We start from the raw sequence: 26,121 nt of genomic DNA on the forward strand, positions 1-26,121 counted from the left end.
GCATGTTCTTGCCGTAGCCGTTGAGCTGGCGGGAGCCGCCGAAGAAGTCCGGGTCGGAGCGGTCACTCCGCCCGGGCGTCGCCGTGGTAGGCCCGGAGCATCAGCTCGCGCATGTCGTCGAGCATCGGCATCCGCGGGTTGGCGGGGGCGCACTGGTCGGCGTAGGCGTTCATGACCTGCTGCGGGAGGGCCTCGGTGAAGGCCCGCTCGTCCACTCCGGCCTCCGCGAAGGAGCCGGGGATGCCGCACCGGGCCCGCAGGTCCTCCACGGCGCGGGCGTAGGACTCCACGCCCTCCTGCGGGGTGGCGGCGGGCAGGCCCAGCAGCTTCGCGAGCTCCTGGTAGCGCTCCGGGGCCCGGTAGACCTCCGCCTTCGGCCACGGGGTGGCCTTGTGGGTGACGGTGCCGTTGTACCGGATGACGTGCGGCAGGAGCAGGGCGTTGGTGCGGCCGTGGGCGAGGTGGAAGGTGTTGCCCAGGGTGTGGGCCATCGCGTGGACCAGTCCGAGGAAGGCGTTGGCGAAGGCCATGCCGGCCACGGTGGACGCGTTGTGCATCTTCTCCCGGGCCTCGGGGTCCTCCGACCCGTGCCGGACGCACCGCTCCAGGTTCTCGAAGACCAGCCTGACCGCCTGGAGGCAGAGCCCGTCGGTGTAGTCGTTGGAGTACGCCGAGACGTAGGCCTCGGTGGCGTGGGTGAGGGCGTCGAAGCCGGAGTCAGCGGTCACGGCGGGCGGCAGCCCCATCGGCAGGACCGGGTCGACGATGGCCACGTCCGGGGTCAGCGCGTAGTCGGCGAGGGGGTACTTCTGAGCGGCGGCCGGGTCGGAGATGACGGCGAACGGGGTGACCTCGGAGCCGGTGCCGCTGGTGGTGGGGATGGCGACCAGCCTGGCCTTCTCGCCGAGCCTGGGGAAGGCGTAGGCACGCTTGCGGATGTCGAAGAACTTCTCCTTGGTGTCCGCGAACTCGACCTCGGGCCGCTCGTACATCAGCCACATGATCTTCGCCGCGTCCATCGGGGAGCCGCCGCCCAGCGCGATGATGGTGTCGGGGCGGAACTCGCGCATCAGCGCGGCGCCGGCGCGGACGGTGGAGAGCTCGGGGTTGGGCTCGACGTCGTCGATGACCTGGACGGTGACCGGGTGCGCGCGGGAGGCGAGGATCTCGGTGACCTTGCGGACGAAGCCGAGGTCGACGATGGTCCGGTCGGTGACGATCGTGACCCGGCTGAGGCCCTCCATCTCGGCGAGGTAGCGGATGGAGCCCCGTTCGAAGTAGATCTTCGGGGGGACCTTGAACCACTGCATGTTGGTGTTGCGCCGCCCGATCCGCTTGATGTTGACCAGGTTGACCGCGCTGACGTTGTCCGAGACCGAGTTGTGGCCGTAGGAGCCGCAGCCGAGCGTCAGTGAGGGCAGGAAGGCGTTGTAGACGTCGCCGATGCCGCCGAAGGTGGACGGGGAGTTGGCGATGACGCGGACGGCCTTGACCCTGCGGCCGAACTCCTCGACGAGCGCCTCGTCCTCGGCGTGGACGGCAGCCGAGTGGCCCAGTCCGTGGAACTCGACCATCCGGGCGGCCAGTTCGATGCCGTGCCCGGTGTCCTCGGCCTTGAGCGCGGCCAGGATCGGGGAGAGCTTCTCGCGGGTCAGCGGTTCGGCCTCGCCGACCTCGCCGCATTCGGCCAGCAGGACGGAGGTGCCCTCGGGGACCTCGAAGCCGGCCCGCTCCGCGATCCACCGGGCGGACTTGCCGACGACCTCCGCGTTCAGCCTGGCCCCGGCGCAGCCGGTCCCGTGGGCGGTGGCGCCGAAGACGTACTCCTCCAGCTTGGCCTTCTCCGCGTCCGACAGGACGTGCGCGCCGAGCCGTTCGAACTCCGCGACGCCCTCCTCGTAGATCTCGGCGTCGAGGATGACGGCCTGCTCGGAGGCGCAGATCATGCCGTTGTCGAAGGCCTTGGAGAGCACGATGTCGTGGACGGCGCGGCCCAGCTTGGCGCTCTTGTGGACGTACGCCGGGACGTTGCCCGCGCCGACGCCCAGGGCGGGCTTTCCGCACGAGTAGGCGGCCTTGACCATGGCGTTCCCGCCGGTGGCGAGGATCGTGGAGACGCCCGGGTGGTTCATGAGGGCGGCCGTGGCCTCCATCGAGGGCTCCTCGATCCACTGCACGCAGCCCTCGGGCGCGCCCGCGGCGACGGCGGCGTCGCGGACGATCCGCGCGGCCTCGGCGGAGCAGTGCTGCGCGGAGGGGTGGAACGCGAAGACGATGGGGTTGCGGGTCTTGAGGGCGATCAGCGCCTTGAAGACCGTCGTCGAGGTCGGGTTGGTCACCGGGGTCATCGCGCAGACGACGCCGACGGGTTCGGCGATCTCGGTGATGCCGTTCAGCTCGTCGCGGCGGACGACCCCGGCGGTCTTCAGCCCGCGCATCGAGTTCACTACGTGTTCGCAGGCGAAGAGGTTCTTGACGGCCTTGTCCTCGAAGAGCCCGCGGCCGGTCTCCTCGACGGCCAGCCGGGCCAGTTCCCCGTGCGCGGCGAGGGCCGCCAGCGAGGCCTTGTTGACGATGTGGTCGACCTGCTCCTGGTCGAAGGTCTCGAACCGGGCGAGCGCCTCCAGCGCCTCCCGGACCAGCCCGTCCACCCTCTCGTTGGCCTGCATGGCACGAACTCCTTCTTTTCGACCCTTCCCGACGCTTCAATTCGACACCCGAAGACGGAAGCGAAGGCGCCGAAAAAGCCCCTAGCGGGGAGGCCGAAGGTCCCCGCAAGATCCTTCACACCCTCGCGATCCCTGGCTTGACCTGCGCAGACGAGAAGGGGAGAAAGTCCCGCGTGCGCTTGTGAAAACTTTCACAAGAATTTCCGCGAGATCGCGCCCTATCGCAACCCGCGCCCCGGGAGCACAATCACCCTGACTGCTCGCGCCTGACGTGAGGGAGGGAGCGCGTGCGCGAAGAGGTGCGCACCGCTGACGGACGCGTCCTGACGGCGGAACACTGGGGCGACCCGGAGGGCAAGCCCGTCTTCCTGCTCCACGGCATGCCCGGCAGCAGGCTCGGCCCGGCCCCCCGGGGCATGGTCCTCTACCAGCGGCGGGTCCGGCTCATCGCCTACGACCGGCCCGGCTACGGCGGCTCCGACCGCCATCCGGGGCGCACCGTGGCGGACGTGGCCCAGGACGTGGCCGCCATCGCCGACGCCCTCGGCGTGGACACCTTCGCCGTGGCCGGCCGCTCCGGCGGCGGCCCCGGGGCCCTCGCCTGCGCCGCGCTGCTGCCGGAGCGGGTGACGCGGACGGCGGCCCTGGTCCCGCTCGCGCCCCGGGACGCGGAGGACCTTGACTGGTTCGCCGGGATGGCCGCCTCGAACGTACGGGAGTACACCACGGCCGCCGTCGACCCCGAGGAGCTCACGGCCCGGCTGATCCCGCGCGCCAGCGGCATCGCCCGGGACCCGGGGCGGCTGCTGGACGAACTGCGCCGGGAGCTGACCGCCAGCGACAGGATGATCGTCTCGGACGCGGGCCTGCGGTCGATGCTCCTGCGCAACTACCGCGAGGGCGTGCGCACTTCGGCCTTCGGGTGGATCGACGACATGCTCGCCGCCAGCAGCCCCTGGGGGTTCGACCCCGCCGACATCCGCTGCCCCGTGCTGATCTGGCACGGAGAGCTCGACGTCTTCTCCCCCGTGGGCCACTCGCGCTGGCTGGGCCGCCGCATCCCCGGGGCCACCACCACCATCGACCCGGACGCCGCGCACTTCGCCGCCCTGCGCGCGCTGCCCGACGTCCTCACCTGGCTGCTGCGCGAACTGCCCACCCCCTCGGTGGGCGAACAGCAGCCCGCCTGAGGCACTTAGACCTCCCCCTCCTCCGCGGCGCCGGCCAGCAGGGCCAGCACCTCGGCGAGGCGCTCGCGGACGGCGGGGTCGGTGACGGCCCCGTCGGCGCCCACCGTCCCCCGGTCCACCGGGATCCGTACGCAGGCGGCGTCGACGACGGCGGCGCCCGTGTAGCCGAGCACCGTCCGCAGCGTGGCCTCGGCGCCGCCGCCGCGGCCCGGGGCGGCCGCGTTCACCCAGGCCACGGGCTTGTCGGAGATCTCGGTGCCGCCCACCGTCCAGTCGAGCAGGTTCTTGAAGGAGCCCGGCAGGGTGCCCGCGTACTCCGGGGCGCAGACCAGCAGCGCCGCCGCGCCCGCGATCGCCTCCCGCAGCGCGGCGACCGGCGCGGGCAGCGGGTCGGCGTCGTCGTCGGGGTTGAAGTGCGGGAGGTCCGCGAGGCCTTCGTAGCGGACGGCGGCCACCGCCGCGGCCCCCTCCGCGGCCACGGACTCGGCGGTGCGCAGCACGGCCTCGTTGACCGAGCCGGCGCGCAGGCTTCCGGAGAGGAGCAGGATGACGGGAAGTGCGGGTGACGTGGGCATCCGGCCACGCTACCGACCGGCCTGCGGGGCCCGCCCGCCACCCCCGGAGAACTGGATCTTGCCATCCGGCGAACGGCCGAATACGGTACCTCGATTATTCCCCCACTCTTTCTATAGAACGCTTGACCAGGCGTCATGTCTCGGTTGCCAATGGGATGCGGACGAGTAAAGTCCCAGCCAGACGCCGGCGGCGCGCCGGAGTCATTCCCCTCCCGTTTCATCTGGCCTCCCCGAGGACGGTGCCATGAACACTTCCGCAACCCCGCCGACCAGCGCGGACAAGGACCGCCGGGTCCCTCTCGACAAGATCGACATTCGCAGTGCCTCCGTCGCCGCGGCCCTCGGCCGGGTACTCCCGTCGGAATCCGGCCGTCACGCGCAGGCACCGATCTTCAACTCTGCGCTCTGACGGTGAAGTACGCGCTCTAGACTGGTGGAATGACCGGCCTGATCGCATTTCGCGAGATCGTCCTGAAGGTTCACAGCAGATGCGATCTCGCTTGTGATCATTGCTACGTCTACGAACACGCCGATCAGAGCTGGCGGGCCCGGCCGAAAACGATCTCCCCCGGGGTCATTTCCCAGACCGCGTCGCGCCTCGCCGAACATGCCCGTGACCATGCACTCCCCTCCGTCACGGTGATCCTCCACGGAGGGGAACCCCTGCTGGCGGGCCCGGACCGACTCCGCCTCGTGTGCGAGGAGTTCACCCGCGCACTCGCCGGAACGGCCGCCCTCGACCTGCGGATCCACACCAACGGGCTCCAGCTCGGCCCGCGTTACCTGGACCTCTTCGCCGAGTACGGCGTCCGGGTCGGCGTCTCCCTCGACGGCGACCGCGCGGCCAACGACCGCCACCGGCGGTTCGCGGACGGCCGCACCAGCCACCCGCTGGTCCTGGCGGCCGTCGGCCTGCTCCGCTCCGAGCCCTACCGCCACCTGTACCAGGGCCTGTTGTGCACCGTGGACGTGGCCAACGACCCGGTCGCCGTCCTCGACGCCCTGGTCGTGCTGGAGCCCCCCCGGGTGGACTTCCTGCTCCCGCACGCCACCTGGCAGACCCCGCCGGACCGGCCGGGCGGCGCCCCCGACGCGTACGCCCGCTGGCTGCTGCGGGTCTTCGACCGCTGGGAGGAGCTGGGGCGGCCGGTGCCCGTCCGGCTCTTCGAGTCCCTGCTGTCCACCCTGCGCGGCGGGCCCAGCCTGACGGAGTCCCTGGGGCTGGCCCCGACCGACCTGGTGGTCGTCGAGACCGACGGGACGCTGGAGCAGGTCGACTCCCTCAAGAGCGCCTTCGAGGGGGCCGCCGCCACCGGGTTCAACGTCTTCGACCACGCCTTCGACCAGGTGGCCGCCCACCCCGGGATGCGGGCCCGGCAGCTGGGGCTGGCGGGCGTCAGCGGTACGTGCCGCCGCTGCCCTGTCGTACGTTCGTGCGGCGGCGGGCTCTACACGCACCGCTACCGGGCGGACGGCCCGGCCGGAGCGGGCTTCGACAACCCCTCCGTCTACTGCTCCGACCTGCGGGAACTGGTGGACGGGGTGGAGGGGCGGACGGCCGCCCGGGAGACCGCCCCGCAGCTGGCCGACCCCGCCGAACTCGCCCGCTCCCAGGAGGAGCTGACCCGCGCCCTGCTGGCCCGGCTGCACGGCGAGCTCGCCGCCGACCCGGAGTGGGCGCGGGCCTGGGAGCTGCTGACCGGGGTCGAGGGGGCGGACGCGGGCGCGCTGGACGCCGTACTGGGCCACCCCTTCACCCGGACCTGGGTGCTGGACGCCCTGGACTCCGCCCGCGAGGGCCGCCTCGACGCCGCGGCCGCCGCCCGCAGGCTGGCCGCGCTGGCGGCGGCCGCCGTCCTGCGGGGCGGGCTGGAGCCGCCGGCCGAAGTGGCCTACCGGGACGGCGAGGTGTACCTGCCGACGCTGGGCCTGCTGCGGCTCGGCGAGCCCGGCACGGAGGGCCGGGCCTCGCTGCACGCCACCGGCGAGGGGTACGCGGTGGTCCGGGCGGGCCGCACCGAGCACCGCTTCGGCCCGGAGGCGGGCGACGCGCGCTGGCTGCCCGTACGGACCTGGCGGCCCGGGCCGCAGCGGCCGCCGGTGGCCCTGGAGGACCTGGACCCGTACCGCAACTGCTTCGCCCGCCCGCCCCGGCTGCGGCTCGGCGCCGGGGAGGCCGACGCCTGGCGCCGCCGCCTCGACGCGGCCTGGGCGCTGCTGCACCGCACCGTCCCCGAGTTCGCCCGGGCGGCCGCCGCCGGGCTGAGCACCCTGACCCCGCTGGCCGGCGGCCCGCGGGCGCAGGGCTGGGGCGAGGCCGGGCGGCACGGGCCGGGCGCGCTCGGGGTGCCGTACGCGGCCGGGGTGCGGGAGACCGCGCTGGCCCTGCTGACGGGGCGGCGGCGGGCCCGGCTGCGGGCGCTGACGGAGGTGGCCGACCTGTACGCGCTGGACGGGGCCTGGCAGCACCCGTCGCCCTGGCGGACCCGTCCCGTGCCGGTGTCGCGGCTGCTGGCCGACGTGCACGAGCGGGTGGCGGTGGAGGCGTACCGGCGGGCCACGACCACGCAGGAGCCCGGCGGCACGGACCGGATCCACCGGGCCCTGGACCTGCTGTCGGAGGCGGCCGAGCTGACGGTGACCGGCAAGCGGCTGGTGGAGGAGCTGCGCTGGGAGCTCAAGGCGGTGGACGCGTGAGAGGCCCGGCGGCCCCGGGGCCGGGCCCCGGGGCCCTCGCCCTGGCCGTCCAGCTGCGGCTGCTCGGCGTACGCCCGCGCCGGCGGCTGCTGGTGCACGCCGCGCTCGGCGGTACCGGCCTGCGCGCCGGGACGCTGCGCGCGGCCCTCACCGGGGTGCTGGGCCCGCAGGGCACCCTGGTGGTGCCGGCCTTCACCCCGGAGAACTCCCTCAGCTCCTCCGCCCACCTGGCCCGGATCGCCGGCCTCGACGAGGAGCAGACGGCGGCCTTCCGCTCGCGGATGCCCCCCTTCGACCCCGGGCGCACCCCGAGCCAGGGCATGGGCGCCTTCGCCGAGGAGGTCCGCACGGCCCCGGGCGCCGCCCGCAGCGGCCATCCGCAGACCTCCTTCGCCGCGCTCGGGGCGGACGCGCGGCGGATCTGCGCGGGCCACCGGCTGGAATCCCATCTCGGGGAGGATTCGCCGCTGGGAAAACTGTGCTGGGAGGGAGGACAGGTACTCATGATCAATGTGGGCTTTTCCTCCTGCACGGCGTTCCACCTCGCGGAGTACCGAATTCCGAAGCCCCCCTTGCGCATGTACGACTGTGTGGTGAAGGTGAACCTTCCGGGCGGGCGGCGGGGGAACGGGCACGAGGGGGAGTGGACCAGGTACGAGGACGTCGCCCTGGACGACGGGGATTTCACGGAGATCGGCCGGGCTTTCCCGGATTCACTGGTGCGCAGGGGAAAGGTGGGCGGGGCACCCGCCGTTCTCTTCTCGGTCGCGGACGCCGTCGACCACGCCCAGGCCTGGATGACCGAAAACAGACGCTGATTGACTGAACGAGGAGGGGATGTGGTGAAGGAGCTCCGGAATGATGTTCCTTCGCTCGCATCTTCGGGACGGGGGTCGTGTGCCCGCATCAGTGCAGCCGTATTTTTTTCTCAGTTACGCGCATACGCCGAGGTTCGGGCCCGGAGGACCCGACCCGGACATGTGGGTGGAGCGGCTCTACCGTGACCTGTGCAACCACATCATGGCGCTCACCAGCCTGCCCGCCGGAGCCGAGGTCGGCTTCATGGACCGCGAGATACGCAGCGGCGAGGGCTGGTCGGAACGGCTCGGGTCGGCGCTCGCGACCTGCCGGGTCTTCGTCCCCCTGTTCTCGCCGCGCTACTTCGCCAGTGAGATGTGCGGGAAGGAGTGGTTCGCCTTCGCGCAGCGCGCCATCCAGCTGGGCGCAGCCAGCAACGAGAAGACCGAGGCCATCGTCCCCGCCCTCTGGGTGCCGGTACCGCTCTCCCAACTCCCGGTACCGGCCGAGCGGTTGCAGTTCAACCACAACACCTTCGGCGAGCGCTACGTCACCGACGGGCTGTACGGCCTGATCAAACTCCGCGGCTACGCCGAGCAGTACGAGCACGCCGTGTACGAACTGGCCCGCCGCATCGTCGGGGTGGCCGAGACCGTACGCCTGAAGCCGGTCCGCCCGCTGGACTACCGGGTGGTGCCCAGCGCCTTCGGCCCGGCCGGCGGCCGGCCCGGCGGCGGCCCCACCGCCCGCACCCTGCACGTGACCGTGGCCGCCGCCTCCCGGCACGACCTGCCGGAGGGCCGCAGCCCCGAGTACTACGGGGAGAGCGCGCTGGAGTGGAACCCGTACCACCCGGCCTCCCAGCGGCCGGTCGCGTACGTGGCCGAGGAGCTGGTGAAGAACCTCAACTACCAGACCACGATGGCCTCCTTCGACGACGAGGCCGGGCACTTCGACAGCAAGCAGCCGCCGACCCGCCCCGAGATCCTGATCGTCGACCGCTGGGCCGTGGAGGACGAGCACCGCCGCCAGCGGCTGGCCTCCTTCGACCAGGAGCACCGCCCGTGGATCAACGTGGTGGTGCCGTGGAACCGGTACGACCACCAGAGCCGCGCCAAGGAGGACGAGCTGGCGCACCGGCTGGAGGAGACCCTGCCCGTCAAGATGAGCCAGGGCCGCGCCGCCTGCCGGGCCGCCGCCAACGGCGTGGCCAGCGTGGAGACCCTCGGGCAGATCCTCCCGCAGGTGGTCGAGGCGGCCGCCCAGCAGTTCCTCAGACACGCCCAGGCGTACCCGCCGGCCGGGCACACCCCCACCGAACGCCGGCGCCTGGTCGGCCCGATGGGGATGGGCGACCCGCCGGCGGCGCCCTTCCCGCCCACCGCGCACCGCCGGCCGCCGGACGCGGGCGGCCCGACCGACGACAGCACCGACACCGACCGGGGGGACACGGATGACAGCCAGTCGTGACAGCCGAGACGGACGCATCGTCACCTTCTACTCGTACAAGGGCGGGACCGGCCGCACGATGGCGCTGGCCAACACCGCCTGGATCCTCGCCTCCAACGGAAAGCGCGTGCTCGCCGTGGACTGGGACCTGGAGGCCCCCGGCCTGCACCGCTTCTTCCACCCCTTCCTGGACCCCTCCACCCTCGGGGCCACCACCGGGGTCATCGACCTGATCAGCGAGTACGCCTGGGCCGCCACCAGCCCGGTGCCGCGCCCGGCCGACTGGCACAAGGACTACGCGCGGATCCAGCCGCACGCCGTCTCGCTCACCCCGGAGAACCTGGGCTGGGACTTCCCCGACGGCGGCACCCTCGACTTCGTCTCGGCGGGCCGGCAGAACCGCGAGTACTCGGCGACCGTGTCCACCTTCGACTGGGACAACTTCTACGACCGGCTCGGCGGCGGCCTCTTCTTCGACGCCCTGCGGGCGGACATGAAGCGCAACTACGACTACGTCCTGATCGACAGCCGCACCGGCCTGTCCGACATCGCCGACATCTGCACCGTCCACCTCCCCGACGTCCTCGTCGACTGCTTCACCCTGTCCGACCAGTCCATCGACGGCGCCGCCTCCGTCGCCCGGCAGATCGACGAGCGGTTCAACGACCGGGGCATCAGGATCTTCCCGGTGCCGATGCGCATCGACGAGGGCGAGAAGGAGAAGGCCGACGCGGGCCGGGCGCTGGCCCGGATCAAGTTCGACCGGTTCCCCGGCGGGCTCGTCGGGGACGAGCTGACCGCCTACTGGGGCGCGGTGGAGATCCCGTACCGCCCGTACTACGCCTACGAGGAGACCCTGGCCACCTTCGGCGACGAGGCCGGGCTCACCAACTCGCTGCTCTCCGCCTTCGAGCGGCTGACCTCGGTGGTCACCGAGGGCGAGATCACCGCCATGCCGGCGATCGGCGAGGAGGTCCGGCTGCGGATCCGGGACGCCTTCACCCGGCGCCGCCCGGCCCTGCCCGCCGACCTGTTCCTCTCCTACGTCGCCGAGAACCGGATGTGGGCCGACTGGATCGAGTCGGTGCTCACCCGGGCCGGCTTCCGGGTCGTGCCCAAGGACGTCTCGGCGGAGCGCCCGCCGGCCGCCGCCCAGGGCTCCGGCGACACGCTGGGCGGCGGGACGGGCATCAGCCTCGACACCGCCGGCCGGACGGTGGTGCTGCTCTCCAGCGCCTACCTCAAGTCGGCCCGGGCCGTGGACGTGTGGAACCGGGCCGCCGCCGAGGACCCCACCGGGGGCCGGCGCCACCTGGTGCCCTTGCGGGTGGGCGACGTACGCCTGGCCACGCCCTACATCGACCGCAACCCGGTGGACCTGTTCCGGCTCGACGAGGTGCACGCGACCGCCGCCCTGCTGCGCGCGGTGGAACGGCCGGCGGCCCTGGCCGACACCGTCTCCGGCGCCGCCCAACCCGGCCCCCGCTTCCCGGGGACGGTCCCGAAGATCTGGAACGCGCCGCCCCGCAACCCCGGGTTCACCGGCCGCAGCATCGTCCTGGAGCGGATGCGCGACCAGCTGGGCGTCGGCATGGCCGTGGTGCTGCCCCAGCCGCAGACCCTGTACGGGCTCGGCGGCGTCGGCAAGACGCAGGTGGCGCTGGAGTACGTGCACCGGTTCATGGCCGACTACGACCTGGTGTGGTGGATCTCCTCGGAGCAGACCGACGACGTGGTAGCGGCCCTCGCGGAGCTCGCCGTACGGCTGGGCGCGCAGACCGGCGAGGACATGGCGGCCGCCTCCCAGGAGGCGATCGACCTGCTGCGCCGGGGGGTGCCCACCTCGCGCTGGCTGCTGGTCTTCGACAACGCCGACGATCCCGAGACGCTCCGGCGCTTCTTCCCGGGCGGACCGGGGCACGTGCTGGTGACCTCCCGCAACCAGTCCTGGTCCCAGTACGGGGACGCGCTGCCGGTGGACGTGTTCCTGCGCGAGGAGTCCATCGAGCACCTCCAGCGCCGCGCGCCGGGGCTCACCGGGGAGGACGCCGAGCAGGTGGCCGTCGCGGTGGGCGACCTGCCGCTGGCCGTCGAGCAGGCCGGGGCCTGGATCGCCGAGACGGCCACGCCGGTCTCCGCCTACCTGGAGCAGCTCGCCGAGCAGACCGCGCGGGTGCTGAGCCTGAACCAGCCGGCCGGGTACCCGCAGCCGGTGGCCGCGACCTGGAACGTGTCGATCGAGCGGCTCAAGTCCCGCTCCCCCGCCGCCGTGCGGCTCCTGCAGCTGTGCGCCTTCTTCGCGCCCGAGCCGATATCCGCGAACCTGCTCTACAGCAAGGAGATGATCGACGCGCTGAAGCCGTACGACGCCTCGCTCCAGGAGAAGCTGGTGCTGGGGCGGGTGATCCGGGAGATCGGCCGGTTCGCGATGGCCAAGGTCGACCAGGTCGGCAACAGCATCCAGGTGCACCGGCTGGTCCAGGCCGTGATCCGGGCTCAGCTGTCGGAGGAGGAGCAGCGCGAGGCACGGCACGCGGTGCACCGGATCCTGGCGGGGGCCCGCCCGGACGACGACGAGCCGATAGACAACCCGGAGACCTGGCCGAGGTTCGGCACGATCTGGCCGCACCTGAGCCCGTCCGAGGCGCGGTTCTGCAAGGAGCCGGAGACCCGCCGGCTGCTGATCGACCGGGTCCGCTACCTGTGGAAGCGCGGTGACTTCAAGGCCGCGTACACCCTGGGCGAGGAGCTGCGCGAGTCGTGGCGGGAGATGCTCGGCAGCGATGACCTCCAGTACCTGTACCTGCGCTTCCACCTGTCGAACATCCTGCGCTCGCAGGGCCGGTTCGTGGAGGCGAAGGAGCTGGACGAGGTCACGCTGGAGCGCCAGCGGGTCGCCCTGGGCCCCTCGCACCCGCACACGTACATGACCACCAGCGGTCTGGCGATGGACCTGGGCGCGCTCGGCCGGTACGGCGAGGCGATGGAGCTGGCGACGGCGGCGCACGAGGGCTTCGGGCAGATCTTCCACGAGGCGCACCCGCGCACCCTGGCGGCGGCGAACAACCTGGCGCTGAACCTGCGCATGGTCGGGCAGTACGCGCGGGCCAGGGAGATCGACCAGGAGGTCTTCGACCGGCGTACGGAGGTGCTGGGCCCGGACCACCCGTACACCCTGTCCTCGGCGCAGAACCTGGCCCGGGACCTGCGCGAGGTGGGCCGGTACGACGACTCGGTGCAACTGCTGAGCCGGACGTACGAGATCTACAAGCGGACGCTGGGCCGGGCCTTCCCGGGCACGCTGTCGGCGGCGAAGAACCTCGCGGTGTCGCTGCGGCGGGCCGGGGAGCTGGAGGACGCGCTGCGGCTGACGACCGCCACCCGCAACCGGTACCGGGCCAAGTACACCTCGGTCAACCCGGACCTGCTGGCCTGCGAGCTGAACCTGGCCTCGGACCTGTTCGCGACGGGTGATCCGGGCGCGGCGCGGGAGCTGGCGCAGGAGGTGGTGGACGAGTACATGAAGGTGCCGGGCGAGAAGCACCCGTACACCCTGGCCGCGCTGAACAACCTGGCGGTGTTCCACTGGGGGTCGGGCGCGGCGGAGACGGCGGAGCCGCTGCTGCGGCAGACGATCCGCAGCATGCGCGAGGTGCTGGGCGACAACCATCCGCACACGATCTTCGCGCACCTGAACCTGGCCAACGCCCGGGCGGACCTGGGTGACCCGGAGGGCGCCCTGGAGCTGGAGCGGGAGGCGGTGGTGCGGCTGCGCGAGGCGCTCGGGTCGCACCATCCGGAGACCCTGGCGAGCTCGTCGAACCTGGCGGTGAGCCTGGACATGACGGGCCGCAAGGAGGAGGCGGCGAGGGTGCGGGCGGAGGCCATGTCCGAGCTGGCCCGGCTGCTGGGCGAGGACCACGGTCTGACCCGGTACGCCCGTGACGAGCGGCGGGTCCACCGGGACCTGGAGCCGCTTGCCGTGTGATCCGACGAGGGCGGCGGGGCCTGGCGGTCCCGCCGCCCGGGAGCGAGCGCAGGGGGCGCCGTGACCGACAGCATGACCTTTCGCAACGAGGACCTGCCGGCCCTCTTCCACCACACCGACCAGGCGGCGGTCTCGCGGCAGCGGGAGTCCGTCCAGGCCACGCGGGCACAGCTGGTGCTGCTCGTGGCGGCGGCGGGGGCGGCCGCGCTCCCGTCGGGCCCGGCGGCGGGCGGGCTGCACCTGTTCCCGGCGCTGAGCGCGCTGGCGTACGCCGGGGTGCTGGCCGTGGGCGTGCGGGCGACCCGGCGGCGGGCGCGTCCGCAGTGGCAGCTCAACCGGAGCGCCGCCGAGTTCATCAAGTCGCTGGCGTGGCGGTACGCCGTGCACGGGGCGCCCTTCGGCAGTGAGGTGGCGGGTCCCGAGGCGGTGTACCGGGCGCGGCTGGAGAAGGGGCTGGACGAGCTGCGCAAGATGGGCTGGCGGGATCCCCGGCCGGCGGGCGCGGTGCCGGAGGGAGGGGAGGTCACCGGGGCGATGCAGCGGCTGCGCGGGCTGGACTACCAGGTGCGCAGGGAGACGTACGTCCGGGACCGGCTGATCGAGCAGCGGACCTGGTACCAGCGCAGGGCGGAGGGCTCGCGGCGGGCGACGGCGCTGTGGTCGTGGACGATCGTGCTGCTGACCTGCCTGGGGCTGGTGACCGCCGGGTCCGGGGCGTTCGGTTCGGGTCCGGGGGCCACGGCCGCGGCGGGGCTGACGAGCGCGGCCGCGGCGGCGGCGATCGCCTGGAACGAGGTGCGCCGCCACCATCCGCTGATCGAGGCGCACACGCTGATCGAGCAGGACCTGTCGGCGATGATGGTGGTGATGCAGACGACGATCACGGAGTCCCAGTGGCCGTCGGCGGTGTACGAGACGGAGCGCTACGTGTCTCCGCAGCACACCGACTGGCTGGCCCGGCACAGCAGTTGAGCTCCGGCGGGGCGCGGCTCAGTCGCGGGCCGCGCCCTCGGGCCAGATGACGCTGACGGGTTTGCCGAGGGCCCGGGCGTAGGCGACGATCTCGCCGGTGCCTCCGTGCCCGCGGGCCGGGAGGCCGTCCCAGACGGCGACGAGCCGGTCGCAGGTGTCGGCGATGTAGGTGCCGGCGGCGTAGTAGGCCTCGTCGGTGGAGCAGGGGAAGCCCATGAGGACCTCCTGGGTGGCCCGGTCCTTGAGCCGGCGGTAGGCGGCGAGGCCGTGCGGGTCGCGGAAGGTCTCCTCGTAGTCCCCGCTGGGGATGACGACGGTGAGCTCGGCGCCGTGTTCCAGGGCGATGGCGGCGAACAGCTGGTCGGCTCCGTCCGCGAGGCTGGAGAGGGCCTCCAGCGGTCCGGGGTGCCCGCCGAGCACGGCCCGCAGGCCCTCCTCGACATGGGCGAGGCACCCGTCGGGAATCGCCCGGTGCCCGGTCACGCCGATCCGCTTCATACGAGCTCCTCCCCCGTGGACGCCCTGGACATCCTCCCAGAAGGCGGGAGGACGTCCAGGGGGCCTGCGCCGGGGAGGCCGTCAGTAGACGCTGACGCCGTAGGCGCTCAGGGCCTCGGTGACGGGCTGGAAGAAGGTGGTGCCGCCCGAGGTGCAGTTGCCGCTGCCGCCGGAGGTGAGGCCGACGGCGCGGCTGCCGGAGTAGAGGGGGCCGCCGCTGTCGCCGGGTTCGGCGCAGACGTTGGTCTTGATCATGCCGTAGACCACGTCGCCGTTGCCGTAGTTCACGGTGGCGTTGAGGCCGGTGACGGTGCCGCCGTGGATGCCGGTGGTGGAGCCGCGCCGGGTGACGGACATGCCGTTGGTGGCGTCGACGGCGCTGGTGATGTCCTGGCTGCCGACGGTGCCGGGCGGGACCGGGGTGTTGCTGGCGTACTTGATGAGGCCGTAGTCGTTGGTGGGGAAGCTGGAGCCGGCGGTGGTGCCGATGGTGGTGGTGTGGGAGGTGCTGGTCCACCAGGTTCCGGCGCCCTTGGTGCAGTGGCCGGCCGTCAGGACGTAGTAGTTGGAGCCGTTGCGGACGTTGAAGCCGAGCGAGCAGCGCCAGCTGTTGGCGTAGATGGCGTCGCCGCCGGAGAGCAGCTTGGTGATCTTGCCGGGGGTGCGTTCGATGCGCAGCGCGGCGGCGTCGGGTCCGGCCTCGCGCCGGATTCTGGCCAGGGCGGCCGGGGTGACGGTGGAGTCGGCGGTGACCACGAGGGTCCCGGTGGCGGGGTCGGTGTGCCACGCGGTGCCGGCGACGTCGGCGCGCAGGACGGAGGCCCCGGCGGCGGCGAGCCGGGCGGCGCTGAAGCCGGTGTCCGCGGGGTCGGCGCTGGCGGCGGTGGGGGCGGCGATCGCGGCGACGGCGGCGAGGCCGGTGGCCACGGCGAGCAGCCGGAGACGGGTGTTGCTCTTGTTCCTCACTTCACGTCCTCCCGGAGGGGGGTCGGGGGCCCGGCCGGCGAGTGGGGGGTGCCGGAGCCCTTGGGCGGCGGGGGGAGGGCGCGGCGGGCGTACGGCCGTCGGCCGAACGTTTCGCCGTGCCCCTGACAAGTCCGCCGGATGACGCTGAACGGGAGTGTCCTGGCGTCAGTTACCGGCGGCAAGGGCGCCTTTCAGCCGTCGCTCTCCGGCGGCGGCCGCGAAGGGCAGCGTGTTCCCGGGGGGCGGGAACGGGCAGATGAAGTGGTCGGCGAAGGCGCAGGGCGGCAGCAGGGCCCGGTTGAGGTCGACGGAGACGCTCCCGTCCGCGTCCGGGGTCCCTGGGCGCAGGAAGCGGAAGCGGTAGCTGGAGTCCCCGCTGGTGGCGTCGGCGAAGACGGCCCACAGGCTGCCGTCGTCCGCGTCGACGGCCACCTGGAGGGCGTGGGGGGCGCCGGCGTACGTGAAGAGCAGTTCCCCGCCGAGGCCGAGCCCGCGGGCGCGCCCGTCGACGTTGTCCACGCGCACGGTCCGGTCCTCCGCGTACGGGTGGAAGCGGCCGGGCAGGGCGAAGGCGGGGTCGTAGGGGGTGGCCTCGATGCCCGCGAAGGCGCGCCGGGCCGCGGAACCGGGGTCGTAGGCGCGTACGGCCCACTCCCCCTCGCGGCGGATCACCACCAGCCGCACGGCGCCGGCGGCCAGGCGGGAGCGGTCCGGCGGGCCCTCGTCGGCGCCCAGCCGGGCCTCCCCGGCGAGGGGCACTCCGTCGAGTTCGAGGCCGTCCTCGGGGGCGGCGCTCACCACCACCCCGTCGGCGATGGCGCGCCAACGCCCCGGAACGGCCGGAATTCGACCTTCCAGGTCCTCCGGCACCGTCTCGGAGAGCCAGTGGGTGCCGGTCAGCGCGAGGGGTCCGTAGGGGGCGGAGACGGTGGCCACGCGCTGCTCGTGCCACCGCCGCCAGGCCGTGGTCGCTTCGTCGTCGCTCATGCCGCTCAGCCCTTCCCGGCGGACCCGGGCGGGAATCCCCCCGTACGCCGTACGGGCCTGTGGAGAGGCGCAACTGACGCCCCCTCACTCCTGCCCGGAGCCCGCGGGGGGCGGTCCGTCAGCCGCAGTCGCAGCAGCAGCCGTCACAGTTGCAGCAGTCACAGCCGTCGCAGTCGCAGCAGTCGCAGTCGCAGTCGTCGCACCAGGCGTCGCGCTTCTTGCGGGACCAGGGGCCCTCGTAGTCGGTGCAGCAGATCTGGCAGGTGCAGAAGAGGCCGATGGCCACCGCGCAGCCGTGCAGCAGTCCCCGGCGGGGCTTCTGCGGGGGCTGCCCGCCGAAGCCGCCGCCACCCCCGCCGCCGGGGCCGCCCGGGCCCATCGGGGGCGGGGCGGCGGGCCCGCCGGGGGCGTACTGCGGAGCGCCGTAGGGGTTCTGGCCGTACGGGGCGCCGCCGCCGTACGGGTTCTGCCCGTAGCCGCCGGGGGCGTTCGGGTCGTAGCCCTGCGGCGGGTAGCCCTGCGGGGGCCGGCCGTAGCCCTGCCCGGCGGAGTTCTCGGCGGTATGGCCGTGGCCGCACGAGGCGGTGCCGAAGGCCCGGTCCACCGAGGTGCGCAGCTCGTGCACCAGCAGCCGGTGGGCGAGCCCCGCGTCGGCGAACTCCACCTCGCGCAGCGCCAGCTTGATCCCGTGCAGCGCGTCGTCGCACAGCCGGCGGGCCTCGGCGCGGGAGGTGCCGGTCGCCGTGAGCGGGTTCCAGGCGCCCGCGGCGGCGTCGGCGGTCTGGTCCTCGACGGCGTCCAGCAGGTGCGCGAGCCGCCCGAAGTAGCGGCCCGCCTCGGCCAGCGGCACGGCGTTGCCTGGCCGTCGCGCCAGGACCGCGGTATGCGCGAAGGCGGCCGCGGTGGCGGTCTCCGTCGGCTCGGTGACCACCAGGACCGGCGTGCCGGGCCCGGCCAGGGTCTCGATGCCGCCCTGGCGGTCAACGGCGTCGACGAGCACCGCCGTGTCGAAGCCGAGCGCGGCGCCCGTGCGGGCGCCGGCCCGGTCCCAGCCCCGGGCCACCCGGCGGGCGGCGGCGGCGATCGGGGCGCGGGCCAACAGGCCGTCCCGGTCGGCGACGTGGTCGCGCACCTTCGCCGAGGCGAGCACGAGGGACACGGCGGCCGCGAGCCGGGCGCCCTCCCCGTCGGCGACCGGGGCGGTGCGCATGCCGCGCAGCGGGCAGGGCCCGGCGGTGCGCCGCGCGCCCGGCAGCGGCCCCGACTGAGCCTCCGTCAGAACGGAGACCAGCAGGCCGTCGTAGTTCGTGACGATCCTCGCGAACTGGCCGTGGTCACCTCGAAGTGCCAGGCACAGACCGCAGAGATGGGCCATCCACTCGGTCTTGAACCGGTCGCCGAGCCGGTGCGTGCAAGGTCTGACGATGCCGAACAATCCGCTTCCCCCGTGTGTCATCAGCGTGTTTCCGGGGCATCGTATCCAGCCGGCCCGTTCACCCGTACGTCCCAGCACCTCACCCGGACGGCGGCGGCGGTCGTATTTTCACTCAGTCAGCAGCGGTGGAGCCCGGGAACCTCGCCGGTGCAACGGATGTTCTGCACCAGTCCCGTCACGAAACCCCTGCGCGGCGGCTATCCACTTGGCGCGTTGTCAGCATCATGGACGACCATAGGGGCAGCGGAGCAGAAGACAGACTGGCCACGGTGAAAGGAGGCGTCCATGGGTTCGGTACGCAAGGCGAGCGCCTGGTTGGGTCTCGTGGAGGACAGCGACGACGAGCGGTACTACGACGACGACTACGCGGAGGCGGGGGACGGCCGCCAGGGCTCGGTCGCCGGTCCCGGCGACCAGTGGGTCACCGACCCGCGGGTGCGGGTGGCCTCGGAGTCGGCGGTCGAGCGCGGCCGGCGGATCGCGACGGTGACCCCGGACGGGTTCCGTGACGCGCGCGGCATCGGCGAGCTCTTCCGCGAGGGCGTCCCGGTCATCGTGAACCTGTCGTCCATGGACCCGACCGACGCCAAGCGCGTGGTCGACTTCGCGGCGGGCCTGACCTTCGGGCTGCGCGGCTCGATCGAGCGGGTGGCGACCAGGGTCTTCCTCCTGACCCCGGCCGACACCCAGATCGTCAGCGGTGAGGCGGGCGGCCGCTCCCGCGACTTCTTCAACCAGAGCTGAGCAAGGCCGCTCGCCGGCTTACCGGAAGGCGTCGAGCCCGGTGAGGGCCTTGCCCAGCACCAGCTGGTGCATCTCCACGGTGCCCTCGTAGGTGAGCACCGACTCCAGGTTGGTGGCGTGCCGCATGACGGGGTACTCCAGGGAGATCCCGTTGGCACCGAGGACGGTCCGCGCGGTACGGCAGATGTCGATGGCCTCGCGGACGTTGTTGAGCTTGCCGAAGCTGATCTGCTCCGGCCGCAGGGTCCCCGCGTCCATGCGCCGGCCCAGGTGGTGGGCGAGCAGGATGCCCTTGTGGAGTTCCAGCGCCATGTCGGCCAGCTTGGCCTGGGTGAGCTGGAAGCCGCCGATGGGCCTGCCGAACTGCTCCCGCGTCCGCGCGTAGTCGAGCGCGGCCTCGAAACTGGCGCGCGCCGCGCCCATGGCCCCCCAGATGATCCCGTACCGCGCGTGGCTGAGGCAGCCCAGCGGACCCTTGAGCCCGACGACGCCCGGCAGCACCGCGTCCGCGGGCAGCCGTACGTCGTCCAGCACCAGCTCGCTGGTGACCGAGGCGCGCAGCGACCACTTGTGCTTGATCTCCGGGGCGGAGAACCCCTGCGTGCCGGTGGGGACGGCGAAGCCGCGGATGCCCTCGTCCGTCTGCGCCCAGACGACGGCCACCGAGGCCACCGAGCCGTTGGTGATCCACATCTTGCGGCCGTTCAGGATCCAGTCGGAGCCCTCCCGCTTGGCGTGGGTGCGCATCGCGGCGGGGTCGGAGCCCACGTCGGGCTCGGTCAGCGCGAAGCAGCCGATCAGCTCGCCGGCCGCCATGCCCGGCAGCCAGCGCTGCTTCTGCTCCTCGGAGCCGTACTTCCAGATCGCGTACATGGCCAGGGAGCCCTGGACGGAGACCAGCGAGCGGATCCCGGAGTCGGCGGCCTCCAGCTCCAGGCAGGCCAGGCCGTACTGGACGGCGCTGGCGCCCGCGCAGCCGTAGCCCGTCAGGGACATGCCGAGGGCGCCGATGGAGCCCAGTTCGCGGGCCAGCTCGCGGATGCCGGGGAGCTCGCCGGCCTCGTACCACTGGGCGATGTGCGGCAGCACCCGGTCGGCGGCCCAGGCGCGGACGGTGTCGCGGACGGCGAGGTCCTCGGGGCTGAGCAGTTCGTCCAGCCCGAGCGGGTCGGTGGGGACGAACGGGTTCTTCGGCGCGGACGACGCGGACAAGAGGGGCCTCCCGGCAGACGCGTGGGCGAAACCTAGCGGTGCAAGTTTGTCGCCGACCCCGCCCGGGGTCCACCCCCGGCCGGGCCGGGCCCCGTCGGAAGGGGTCAGGCCTGGCGGCCGCCGACCGCCGGGTCCCGCTCGGGCCGGGCAGGGCCGGGGATCCGGGCCCTGGGGGCCGCGGCGGCCCGGTCCTCGGCCTGCGCGGGCAGCCGGGCGGAGGCCGGCCCCTCGGCGTCGGACCCGCCGGCGTCGGCCTCGGCGCCGGCCGGGGTACCGCAGGCCGGCGGCTCGGCGCTCTCCATGGTGCGCGGCAGCTTGAGCGCCATCACCGCGCCCGCCAGCAGCAGGCCCGCGCTGACCACCAGGGTCACGTGCAGCCCGTGGACGAAGGAGTGCCGGGCGGCCTCGGCGAGGGACCGCCCCGCCGGACCGCCGAGCTGGGCGGCGATCTGGTAGGCCTCGCCGAGGGAGTTCGCGGCGCCCGCCGAGTCCTCGGCCGGCACCCCGGGGACGCCGAGCAGTCCGGGCCGGTAGGCGGCGTTCATCACGCTGCCGAGCAGGGCGATGCCCATGCCCGCACCGAGCTGGTAGGAGGTCTCGCCTATGGACGCGGCGCCTCCGGCCGCCTCCACCGGGGCCTCGCTCAGCATCGACTCGTACGCCGCGAAGAGGGTGGTCTGGAGGCCGAAGCCCAGCAGGACGAAGCCCGCGGTCAGCAGGACGGGCCGGTCGTCCTGGCCCATCAGCGTCAGCAGCAGCACGGCCGCGGCCGTCAGCACGAAGCCCAGCGAGACCATCGTGCGCGGGCCGACCCGCTGGAGGGTGTACGAGCCGGTGGCCCCGGCGGCCATCGCGGCGAAGGTCAGCGGCAGCAGCCGCAGGCCGGTCTCCAGCGGGCTCAGCCGCAGCACCAGCTGGAGGTACTGGACGGCGATCAGCTCCAGGCCGACCAGGGCCAGCATGGCGAGCACGATGCAGCCGACGGAGGTGGAGAACGCGGCTCGGGAGAACATCCGCATGTCGATCAGCGGGTGCTCGCGCCGCTTCTGGCGCCGTACGAAGAGGACGAGCAGCACCGCGCCCAGGACCAGCGGGACCAGTGCCTGCGGATCGGCGAGATGGCGCTCGGCGCCCACCCGCTTGACCCCGAGGACCATGCCGAGCACGCCGGCGGCGGCCATCAGCGCGCCCACCACGTCCCAGGGCCCGTCGGCCGCCCCCCGCGACTCGGGCAGCAGCCAGCGGCCGAGCGGCAGGATCAGCGCCATGAGCGGGATGTTGATGAGGAAGACGGAGCCCCACCAGAAGTGCTGGACGAGGAACCCGCCCAGGACCGGCCCGCTGGCCGCGCCGATCGCGGCGACGGCGGTCCAGATGCCGATGGCCAGGGCCCGCTCGCGCCGGTCGGGGAAGACCTGGCGCAGGATCGACAGCGTGGCGGGCATGATCATCGCCCCGCCGACGCCGAGCAGGGCGCGGGCGGCGATCAGCACCTGGGCGTCGTCCGCGAGGGCGGCGATGGCCGAGGCCACGCCGAAGAGGGTGTAGCCGAGGAGCAGGATCCGGCGGCGGCCGACCCGGTCGCCGAGGGTGCCGAACAGGATCAGCAGCGCGGCGCACACCAGCGGGTAGGCGTCGACGATCCACAGCAGTTCCTGCGAGCCGGGCCGCAGGTCCTCGGTGACGGAGGGGACGGCGACGTGCAGGATCGTCGCGTCGAGCGCGACGAGCACCAGGCTGACGCAGAGGACCGCGAGGACGACCCAGCGGTTGGCACCGCCGGAGACCTCGGTGATCCGCTGCCGGAGGGGGGACTTCCCGTCGCCGGCCGTGCTCGTCCCCGACATCCGTGTACCTCCCAGGTGATCCCTCGCACTCGGCGGAACAGCGTCGTACGGCGCCGCGGGGTGGTGCCCTGTGCGGCGTCCTACGGGGTCCGGCATCGACTCGCGAGTGAAGGGTCAGCGTACGCGAGTTCGTGTGGCCCACACGTGGTCAAGCTCTCATCGCGGCGGCGGCCCCGCTGTGGCGTGCGCCACTCGCCCCCGCCCCTCCCTCCCCCCTCGTACACGCCCGATCACGGTCCGTGGTTCTGTTTCCGTTCCCGGTGGTGGCGCCGTTGATACTCGTCCACGTGACAACTGTGCCCGCCTCCGACGCTCCTCCCAAGCACCCCGGCCCAGGCCCGCGCCGGGCCGCGCCCGCGCTCGCCGCCTTCGCCGCGGTGCGGCTGCTCGGACTGGCCGTGCTCGCGGTGTGGTCCGCGGCGGCCGGGAGCAGCCCGCACACGCTGCTGTCGGCCCGCTGGGACTCCCTCTGGTACGCCCGGATCGCCGCCGAGGGGTACGGGTACGAGGTGGTCCTGCCGAACGGGGCCGTCCACTCGAACCTGGCGTTCTTCCCGCTGCTGCCGTGGCTGGAGCGGCTGGTGGCGGCGCCCACCGGGCTCTCGTACGGGTCCGCGGGCCTGGTGGTGTCGGCGGTGGCCGGGCTCGCCGCGGCCTGGGGGGTCTTCGCCGTCGCGGACCTCCTGTACGGGCGGCGCGCCGGGGTGCTGGCGGTGGCGCTGTGGGCGGCGCTGCCGGTGGGGATCGTCCAGTCGATGGCCTACAGCGAGTCGCTGTTCACCGCCCTGGCGGCCTGGGCCCTGTACGGGGCGCTGCGCGGACGCTGGCTCGCGGCCGGGCTGCTCGCGGCGGGGGCGGGTCTGACCCGCCCGGTCGGCGCGGCGGTGGTCGCGGCGGTGTGGGTGGCGGCCGTACTCGCCTGGCGGCGCGGGGAGCGCTCGTGGCGCGCCGTGGCCGGGGTGGTGCTGGCCCCGCTGGGGGCGGCGGCGTACGCGCTGTGGGTGGGGGCCCGGACCGGCGGGGGGCTGACGGGCTACCTGGACGTGCAGGCGGGCTGGGGCAACGGGTTCGACGGGGGCTGGGCCTTCGCCCGGTTCATCGGGGCGCGGCTGGCCTCGTCCGCCTTCCTCGCCGGGGCGGGCCTGATCGCGGGCGTCCTGCTGGTCCTGTGGCTGTACGCGCTGTGCGTGCGCGGCCGGCAGCCCGCCGTGCTCCTCGTCTACTGCGGGATCGTGGTGGCGCTGGCGCTGTGCGCCTCGGGGTACTTCGGCTCCAAGCCCCGGCTGCTGCTGCCGGCGTTCCCGCTGATGCTGCCTCCGGCGGTGGCGCTGGCCCGCCGGCACGGGGGGCGGGCGGCGGCGGTCGTCGGGGTGCTCGCCCTGGCGTCGGCGGTCTACGGGGCGTTCTGGCTGAACGGCTCGGGCCCGCCGTGAGCCCGGCCCCCGTCGCGCTTGATCACGGAATGGGTCGTTCCAATCCATGATTCCGCAAAGGAATTGAGCTGCGGCGATAAACCTCCCGTAAGGATGCGGACAATTGGCGGGCGACACTCCGAGAGGCGAATCCGGGGAGTTCCAACCGGGGGCGAAATAACGGGAATTAAGTCCCGCGTGAGACGCACTCCACATCACATGGTCATCACAAAGCGCGCGATTCGCACGGGCCGCGCTTCGACGCGCGGTAACGTCGATTGAGTGCGTACTGACCAAATGCTTGCCCGTCTGGAGCCGGTGTTCGCCCGGCTGGACCGGGAACCCGAGCGACCGGCTCATCTGCAAACTCCGCGGATGAGCCGGCACCGCGTCGTGCTCCTCGGCGCGACCCTCGCCTTCTACCTGGCGATCGTCGTGGCCGTGCTGACGACGTCCTGGCTCGTCCGCCTGGACTGGCAGATCATGTTCTTCCGGCCGTACGAGCAGTGGCCGGAGATCCACGCCTTCCTCGACTACCTCGTCGTCCTCGGCCAGCGCGGGCCCACGGCGGTGATGGTCGCGGCCTGGCTCGGCTGGCGCTCCTGGCGCCAGCACACCCTCCGCCCGCTGATCGCCCTCGGCGTGGCCCTGCTGCTGCTGAACATCACCGTGGGCTCCGTCAAGCTCGGCCTCGGCCGGCTCGGGCCGCACTACGCCACCCAGATCGGCTCCGCCGAGCTCTTCGCGGGCGGCGATATATTTCCTTCCGGCCACACCGCCAACGCCGTCGTGACCTGGGGGATCCTGGCCTATCTGGCCTCCACCACGGTCACCCGCCGGGTGCTGTCCATCCTCTCCGGCGTCCTGTCGCTCAGCGTCGGCGCCACCACCGTCTACCTCGGCACCCACTGGGTGAGCGACGTCCTGCTCGGCTGGACCGCCGGCCTGCTGATCATGCTGGCGCTGCCCTGGTTCGAGCCGCTCATCGCCCGCTCCGAGGCGTACGTCTTCGAGCTGCGCGAGCAGTGGCGCCGCCGGCTGGAGGAGGGCCGCCTCTCCGAGCCCGTCGCCGCCGCGCTCACCCCGCTGCTCTCGGCCGGCGGCAAGTGGCGGCCCACCCGGGCCGGCGGGGACGGGACGGCACCGGTCGCCGCCTCCCAGGCGGCCCCCGGCCACTCCCCCGCGCTCCGGCCGGCCGCGCACGCCCACCCGGCGTCCCGGCCGCACCTGATCCGCTCCGAGCGCACCCCGGTCACCCCGGCCGGCAGCCGCCGCCCGGCCCACACCGAGCGGGCCGCCGCCCGCAGCGCCCGCCCCGCCACGGGCGGCTGACGGACCCCGCGGGAACGGTACGCACAGCCCCACCCCGCACCACGACGGCGGGCCGGTTCGAGGAACCGGCCCGCCGTTCATATGTCCGGCGCGTCAGCAGCGCGCCCGGAGGTTCCTCCGTACCGGGTCACGCTTGTGTCACGGGTTGTCGACGGTCCCGTCCGTCGAATCATTCATTCCCGAGCCGGAATTCAATTGCCCCCGGACCGAATTCACGGACTCTCCGGCACCCTCCAGCGCACGCCCCAGAAGGTCCCGCAGTGCCCTGATCCGGCCGGTCAGCTCGGGGGGTTCCACCACCTCGAACTCACAGCCGAGCAGCATGACGTGAATCACCAGAACATCGAGGTTCACCGCCCCGGTGCGCAGCAGGCAGCTCTCCGCGTCGAGCGGCTCCAGCACCCCGTCGGCGGGTCCGACGAACCGCGCCGCCTCCTCGGCCGGGACCCTCAGCCGCACCACCGCCCGGGCGGCGTACGCGCGCTGCGAGACCCCCTCCGAGACGTACGCGGCGAGGTCCTCGGCCGGGGCCGGTCTCGGGGTGAAGCGCGGGCCGTGCGGCGGACGGGGCTCGATCCGGTCGGCGCGGAAGGTCCGCCAGTCCTCCCGGTCGAGGTCCCAGGCCACGAGGTACCAGCGCCGCTCCGTGCACACGAGCCGGTGCGGCTCCACGGTCCGGCGGCTGACGGCCCCGCCGTGGTCCCGGTAGCCGAAGCGAAGCCGCTCGCCGTCCCGGCACACGGACGCGAGCTCCGTCAGCACCGCCGGGTCGACGGTGTCGCGGCCGGGCCCGCGGAGCATGGGGACGGTGAACTCGTTCAGCGCGGAGACCCGTCCGCGCAGCCGGCCCGGCAGCACCTGCTCCAGCTTGGCCAGCGCCCGCACGGAGGCCTCCCCGATCCCCTCGACCCCGTTGCCCGCCGCCGTGCGCAGCCCGACCGCGACCGCGACGGCCTCGTCGTCGTCCAGCAGCAGCGGCGGCAGCTCGGCGCCCGCGCCCAGCTGGTAGCCGCCGCCGGTGCCGGGGCTCGCGTTCACGGGATAGCCGAGCTCCCGCAGCCGGTCGACGTCCCGCCGCACGGTCCGGGCCGTGACCCCGAGCCGGTCGGCGAGGTCGGCGCCGGTCCACTCGCGGTGGGCCTGGAGCAGGGAGAGGAGGCGCAGCAGCCGCGCGGAGGTCTCGAGCACCGCCCCAGTGTGCCCTCCCTCTCCGACACCGGTCCGCTGCGCGGGGCCTTCCCCTACCCGCGCTCAAACGCCGCGCGGGCTGTCTACAGCCCCGCCGGCGTTTGAGGCGCGGGGTCTGGGGCGGAGCCCCGGGGAACGGGCGAAGAGGGGGTCCCCCCGGAC

Annotated in this window: 18 protein-coding genes and 1 pseudogene; 10 read left to right on the plus strand and 9 right to left on the minus strand. The window is 73.4% G+C overall.

Annotated elements, in window-relative coordinates; genetic code table 11:
* Positions 1 to 62 precede the first annotated feature (62 nt).
* Positions 63 to 2,669 (minus strand): bifunctional acetaldehyde-CoA/alcohol dehydrogenase, encoded by a 2,607-nt coding sequence (gene adhE / locus AB0O29_RS25025; protein ID WP_365155060.1) that lies wholly within the window; start codon positions 2,667 to 2,669, stop codon positions 63 to 65.
* A 287-nt stretch (positions 2,670 to 2,956) separates the two neighbouring features.
* Here adhE and AB0O29_RS25030 point away from each other — a divergent pair, with 287 nt between their 5' ends.
* Positions 2,957 to 3,859: an alpha/beta hydrolase gene (locus AB0O29_RS25030; protein ID WP_365155063.1), complete on the plus strand. Its 903-nt coding sequence runs from the start codon at positions 2,957 to 2,959 to the stop codon at positions 3,857 to 3,859.
* A 5-nt stretch (positions 3,860 to 3,864) separates the two neighbouring features.
* Here AB0O29_RS25030 and AB0O29_RS25035 read toward each other — a convergent pair whose 3' ends face one another.
* Positions 3,865 to 4,434, minus strand: coding sequence for an NADPH-dependent FMN reductase (locus AB0O29_RS25035; RefSeq protein ID WP_365155066.1), 570 nt, complete (start codon positions 4,432 to 4,434; stop codon positions 3,865 to 3,867).
* A gap of 244 nt (positions 4,435 to 4,678) precedes the next feature.
* Between AB0O29_RS25035 and fxsA the strand changes: the two genes are divergently transcribed.
* The 6 genes from fxsA (at position 4,679) to AB0O29_RS25065 (ending at position 14,338) form a co-directional block, all read left to right on the plus strand.
* A complete protein-coding gene (gene fxsA, locus AB0O29_RS25040) occupies positions 4,679 to 4,843 on the plus strand; it encodes an FxSxx-COOH cyclophane-containing RiPP peptide (RefSeq protein ID WP_365155069.1) in 165 nt (54 codons plus the stop codon).
* Between the two features lie 29 nt (positions 4,844 to 4,872).
* Entirely contained in the window at positions 4,873 to 7,131 is a 2,259-nt protein-coding gene (gene fxsB, locus AB0O29_RS25045; RefSeq protein ID WP_365155072.1) for a radical SAM/SPASM protein FxsB, inactivated metallohydrolase extension form, read from the plus strand.
* Positions 7,128 to 7,949: an AAC(3) family N-acetyltransferase gene (locus tag AB0O29_RS25050; protein ID WP_365155074.1), complete on the plus strand. Its 822-nt coding sequence runs from the start codon at positions 7,128 to 7,130 to the stop codon at positions 7,947 to 7,949. The genes fxsB and AB0O29_RS25050 overlap by 4 nt, the downstream gene beginning before the upstream one ends.
* Positions 7,950 to 7,992: 43 nt before the next feature.
* Positions 7,993 to 9,399: a TIR-like protein FxsC gene (locus tag AB0O29_RS25055; protein ID WP_365155098.1), complete on the plus strand. Its 1,407-nt coding sequence runs from the start codon at positions 7,993 to 7,995 to the stop codon at positions 9,397 to 9,399.
* Entirely contained in the window at positions 9,383 to 13,366 is a 3,984-nt protein-coding gene (fxsT, locus tag AB0O29_RS25060) for an FxSxx-COOH system tetratricopeptide repeat protein (RefSeq protein WP_365155077.1), read from the plus strand. Before AB0O29_RS25055 ends, fxsT begins: the two co-directional genes overlap by 17 nt.
* A gap of 72 nt (positions 13,367 to 13,438) precedes the next feature.
* On the plus strand, positions 13,439 to 14,338 hold the full coding sequence (locus AB0O29_RS25065) for a DUF4231 domain-containing protein (RefSeq protein WP_365155101.1): 900 nt from the start codon (positions 13,439 to 13,441) through the stop codon (positions 14,336 to 14,338).
* 18 nt (positions 14,339 to 14,356) lie between these two features.
* Here AB0O29_RS25065 and AB0O29_RS25070 read toward each other — a convergent pair whose 3' ends face one another.
* The 4 genes from AB0O29_RS25070 to AB0O29_RS25085 form a co-directional block, all read right to left on the minus strand.
* Positions 14,357 to 14,836 carry a hypothetical protein gene (locus AB0O29_RS25070; protein WP_365155079.1) on the minus strand — a complete coding sequence of 160 codons (480 nt, stop codon included), beginning with the start codon at positions 14,834 to 14,836 and terminating at the stop codon, positions 14,357 to 14,359.
* Between the two features lie 81 nt (positions 14,837 to 14,917).
* Positions 14,918 to 15,802, minus strand: a complete 885-nt coding sequence (locus tag AB0O29_RS25075; protein ID WP_365155082.1) for a S1 family peptidase — start codon at positions 15,800 to 15,802, stop codon at positions 14,918 to 14,920.
* A 165-nt stretch (positions 15,803 to 15,967) separates the two neighbouring features.
* A complete protein-coding gene (locus AB0O29_RS25080; protein ID WP_365155084.1) occupies positions 15,968 to 16,789 on the minus strand; it encodes a DUF1684 domain-containing protein in 822 nt (273 codons plus the stop codon).
* A gap of 118 nt (positions 16,790 to 16,907) precedes the next feature.
* Positions 16,908 to 18,224 carry a DUF5685 family protein gene (locus AB0O29_RS25085; RefSeq protein ID WP_365155104.1) on the minus strand — a complete coding sequence of 439 codons (1,317 nt, stop codon included), beginning with the start codon at positions 18,222 to 18,224 and terminating at the stop codon, positions 16,908 to 16,910.
* Between the two features lie 285 nt (positions 18,225 to 18,509).
* Here AB0O29_RS25085 and sepF point away from each other — a divergent pair, with 285 nt between their 5' ends.
* The gene (sepF, locus tag AB0O29_RS25090) at positions 18,510 to 18,968 is read left to right on the plus strand and encodes a cell division protein SepF (RefSeq protein WP_365155087.1); all 459 of its coding nucleotides are present in this window, start codon (positions 18,510 to 18,512) and stop codon (positions 18,966 to 18,968) included.
* 18 nt (positions 18,969 to 18,986) lie between these two features.
* Here the strand turns inward: sepF and AB0O29_RS25095 are convergent, their stop codons facing one another.
* Together AB0O29_RS25095 and AB0O29_RS25100 are read right to left on the minus strand one after the other, a co-directional pair.
* Entirely contained in the window at positions 18,987 to 20,180 is a 1,194-nt protein-coding gene (locus AB0O29_RS25095) for an acyl-CoA dehydrogenase family protein (protein WP_365155090.1), read from the minus strand.
* A 104-nt stretch (positions 20,181 to 20,284) separates the two neighbouring features.
* Positions 20,285 to 22,027: an MFS transporter gene (locus AB0O29_RS25100; protein WP_365155093.1), complete on the minus strand. Its 1,743-nt coding sequence runs from the start codon at positions 22,025 to 22,027 to the stop codon at positions 20,285 to 20,287.
* A 296-nt stretch (positions 22,028 to 22,323) separates the two neighbouring features.
* Here AB0O29_RS25100 and AB0O29_RS25105 point away from each other — a divergent pair, with 296 nt between their 5' ends.
* The gene (locus AB0O29_RS25105) at positions 22,324 to 23,460 is read left to right on the plus strand and encodes a glycosyltransferase family 39 protein (protein WP_365155106.1); all 1,137 of its coding nucleotides are present in this window, start codon (positions 22,324 to 22,326) and stop codon (positions 23,458 to 23,460) included.
* Positions 23,461 to 23,721: 261 nt separating this feature from the next.
* On the plus strand, positions 23,722 to 24,771 hold the full coding sequence (locus AB0O29_RS25110) for a phosphatase PAP2 family protein (RefSeq protein ID WP_365155096.1): 1,050 nt from the start codon (positions 23,722 to 23,724) through the stop codon (positions 24,769 to 24,771).
* Positions 24,772 to 25,005: 234 nt separating this feature from the next.
* On the opposite strand, the pseudogene AB0O29_RS25115 reads toward AB0O29_RS25110, so the two are convergent.
* A pseudogene (locus AB0O29_RS25115) lies at positions 25,006 to 25,959 on the minus strand (YafY family protein); the annotation flags it as partial.
* Between the last annotated feature and the right edge of the window lie 162 nt (positions 25,960 to 26,121).

The sequence above is a fragment of the Streptomyces sp. NPDC089915 genome, assembly GCF_040684675.1.
Taxonomy (GTDB): domain Bacteria; phylum Actinomycetota; class Actinomycetes; order Streptomycetales; family Streptomycetaceae; genus Streptomyces.

Coding starts and splice junctions, on each gene's coding strand:
- adhE (WP_365155060.1), bottom strand. CDS start 2,669: ATGCAGGCCAACGAGAGGGTGGACGGGCTGGTCCGGGAGGCGCTGGAG.
- AB0O29_RS25035 (WP_365155066.1), bottom strand. CDS start 4,434: ATGCCCACGTCACCCGCACTTCCCGTCATCCTGCTCCTCTCCGGAAGC.
- fxsA (WP_365155069.1), top strand. CDS start 4,679: ATGAACACTTCCGCAACCCCGCCGACCAGCGCGGACAAGGACCGCCGG.
- fxsB (WP_365155072.1), top strand. CDS start 4,873: ATGACCGGCCTGATCGCATTTCGCGAGATCGTCCTGAAGGTTCACAGC.
- AB0O29_RS25055 (WP_365155098.1), top strand. CDS start 7,993: ATGTTCCTTCGCTCGCATCTTCGGGACGGGGGTCGTGTGCCCGCATCA.
- fxsT (WP_365155077.1), top strand. CDS start 9,383: ATGACAGCCAGTCGTGACAGCCGAGACGGACGCATCGTCACCTTCTAC.
- AB0O29_RS25065 (WP_365155101.1), top strand. CDS start 13,439: ATGACCTTTCGCAACGAGGACCTGCCGGCCCTCTTCCACCACACCGAC.
- AB0O29_RS25070 (WP_365155079.1), bottom strand. CDS start 14,836: ATGAAGCGGATCGGCGTGACCGGGCACCGGGCGATTCCCGACGGGTGC.
- AB0O29_RS25080 (WP_365155084.1), bottom strand. CDS start 16,789: ATGAGCGACGACGAAGCGACCACGGCCTGGCGGCGGTGGCACGAGCAG.
- sepF (WP_365155087.1), top strand. CDS start 18,510: ATGGGTTCGGTACGCAAGGCGAGCGCCTGGTTGGGTCTCGTGGAGGAC.
- AB0O29_RS25100 (WP_365155093.1), bottom strand. CDS start 22,027: ATGTCGGGGACGAGCACGGCCGGCGACGGGAAGTCCCCCCTCCGGCAG.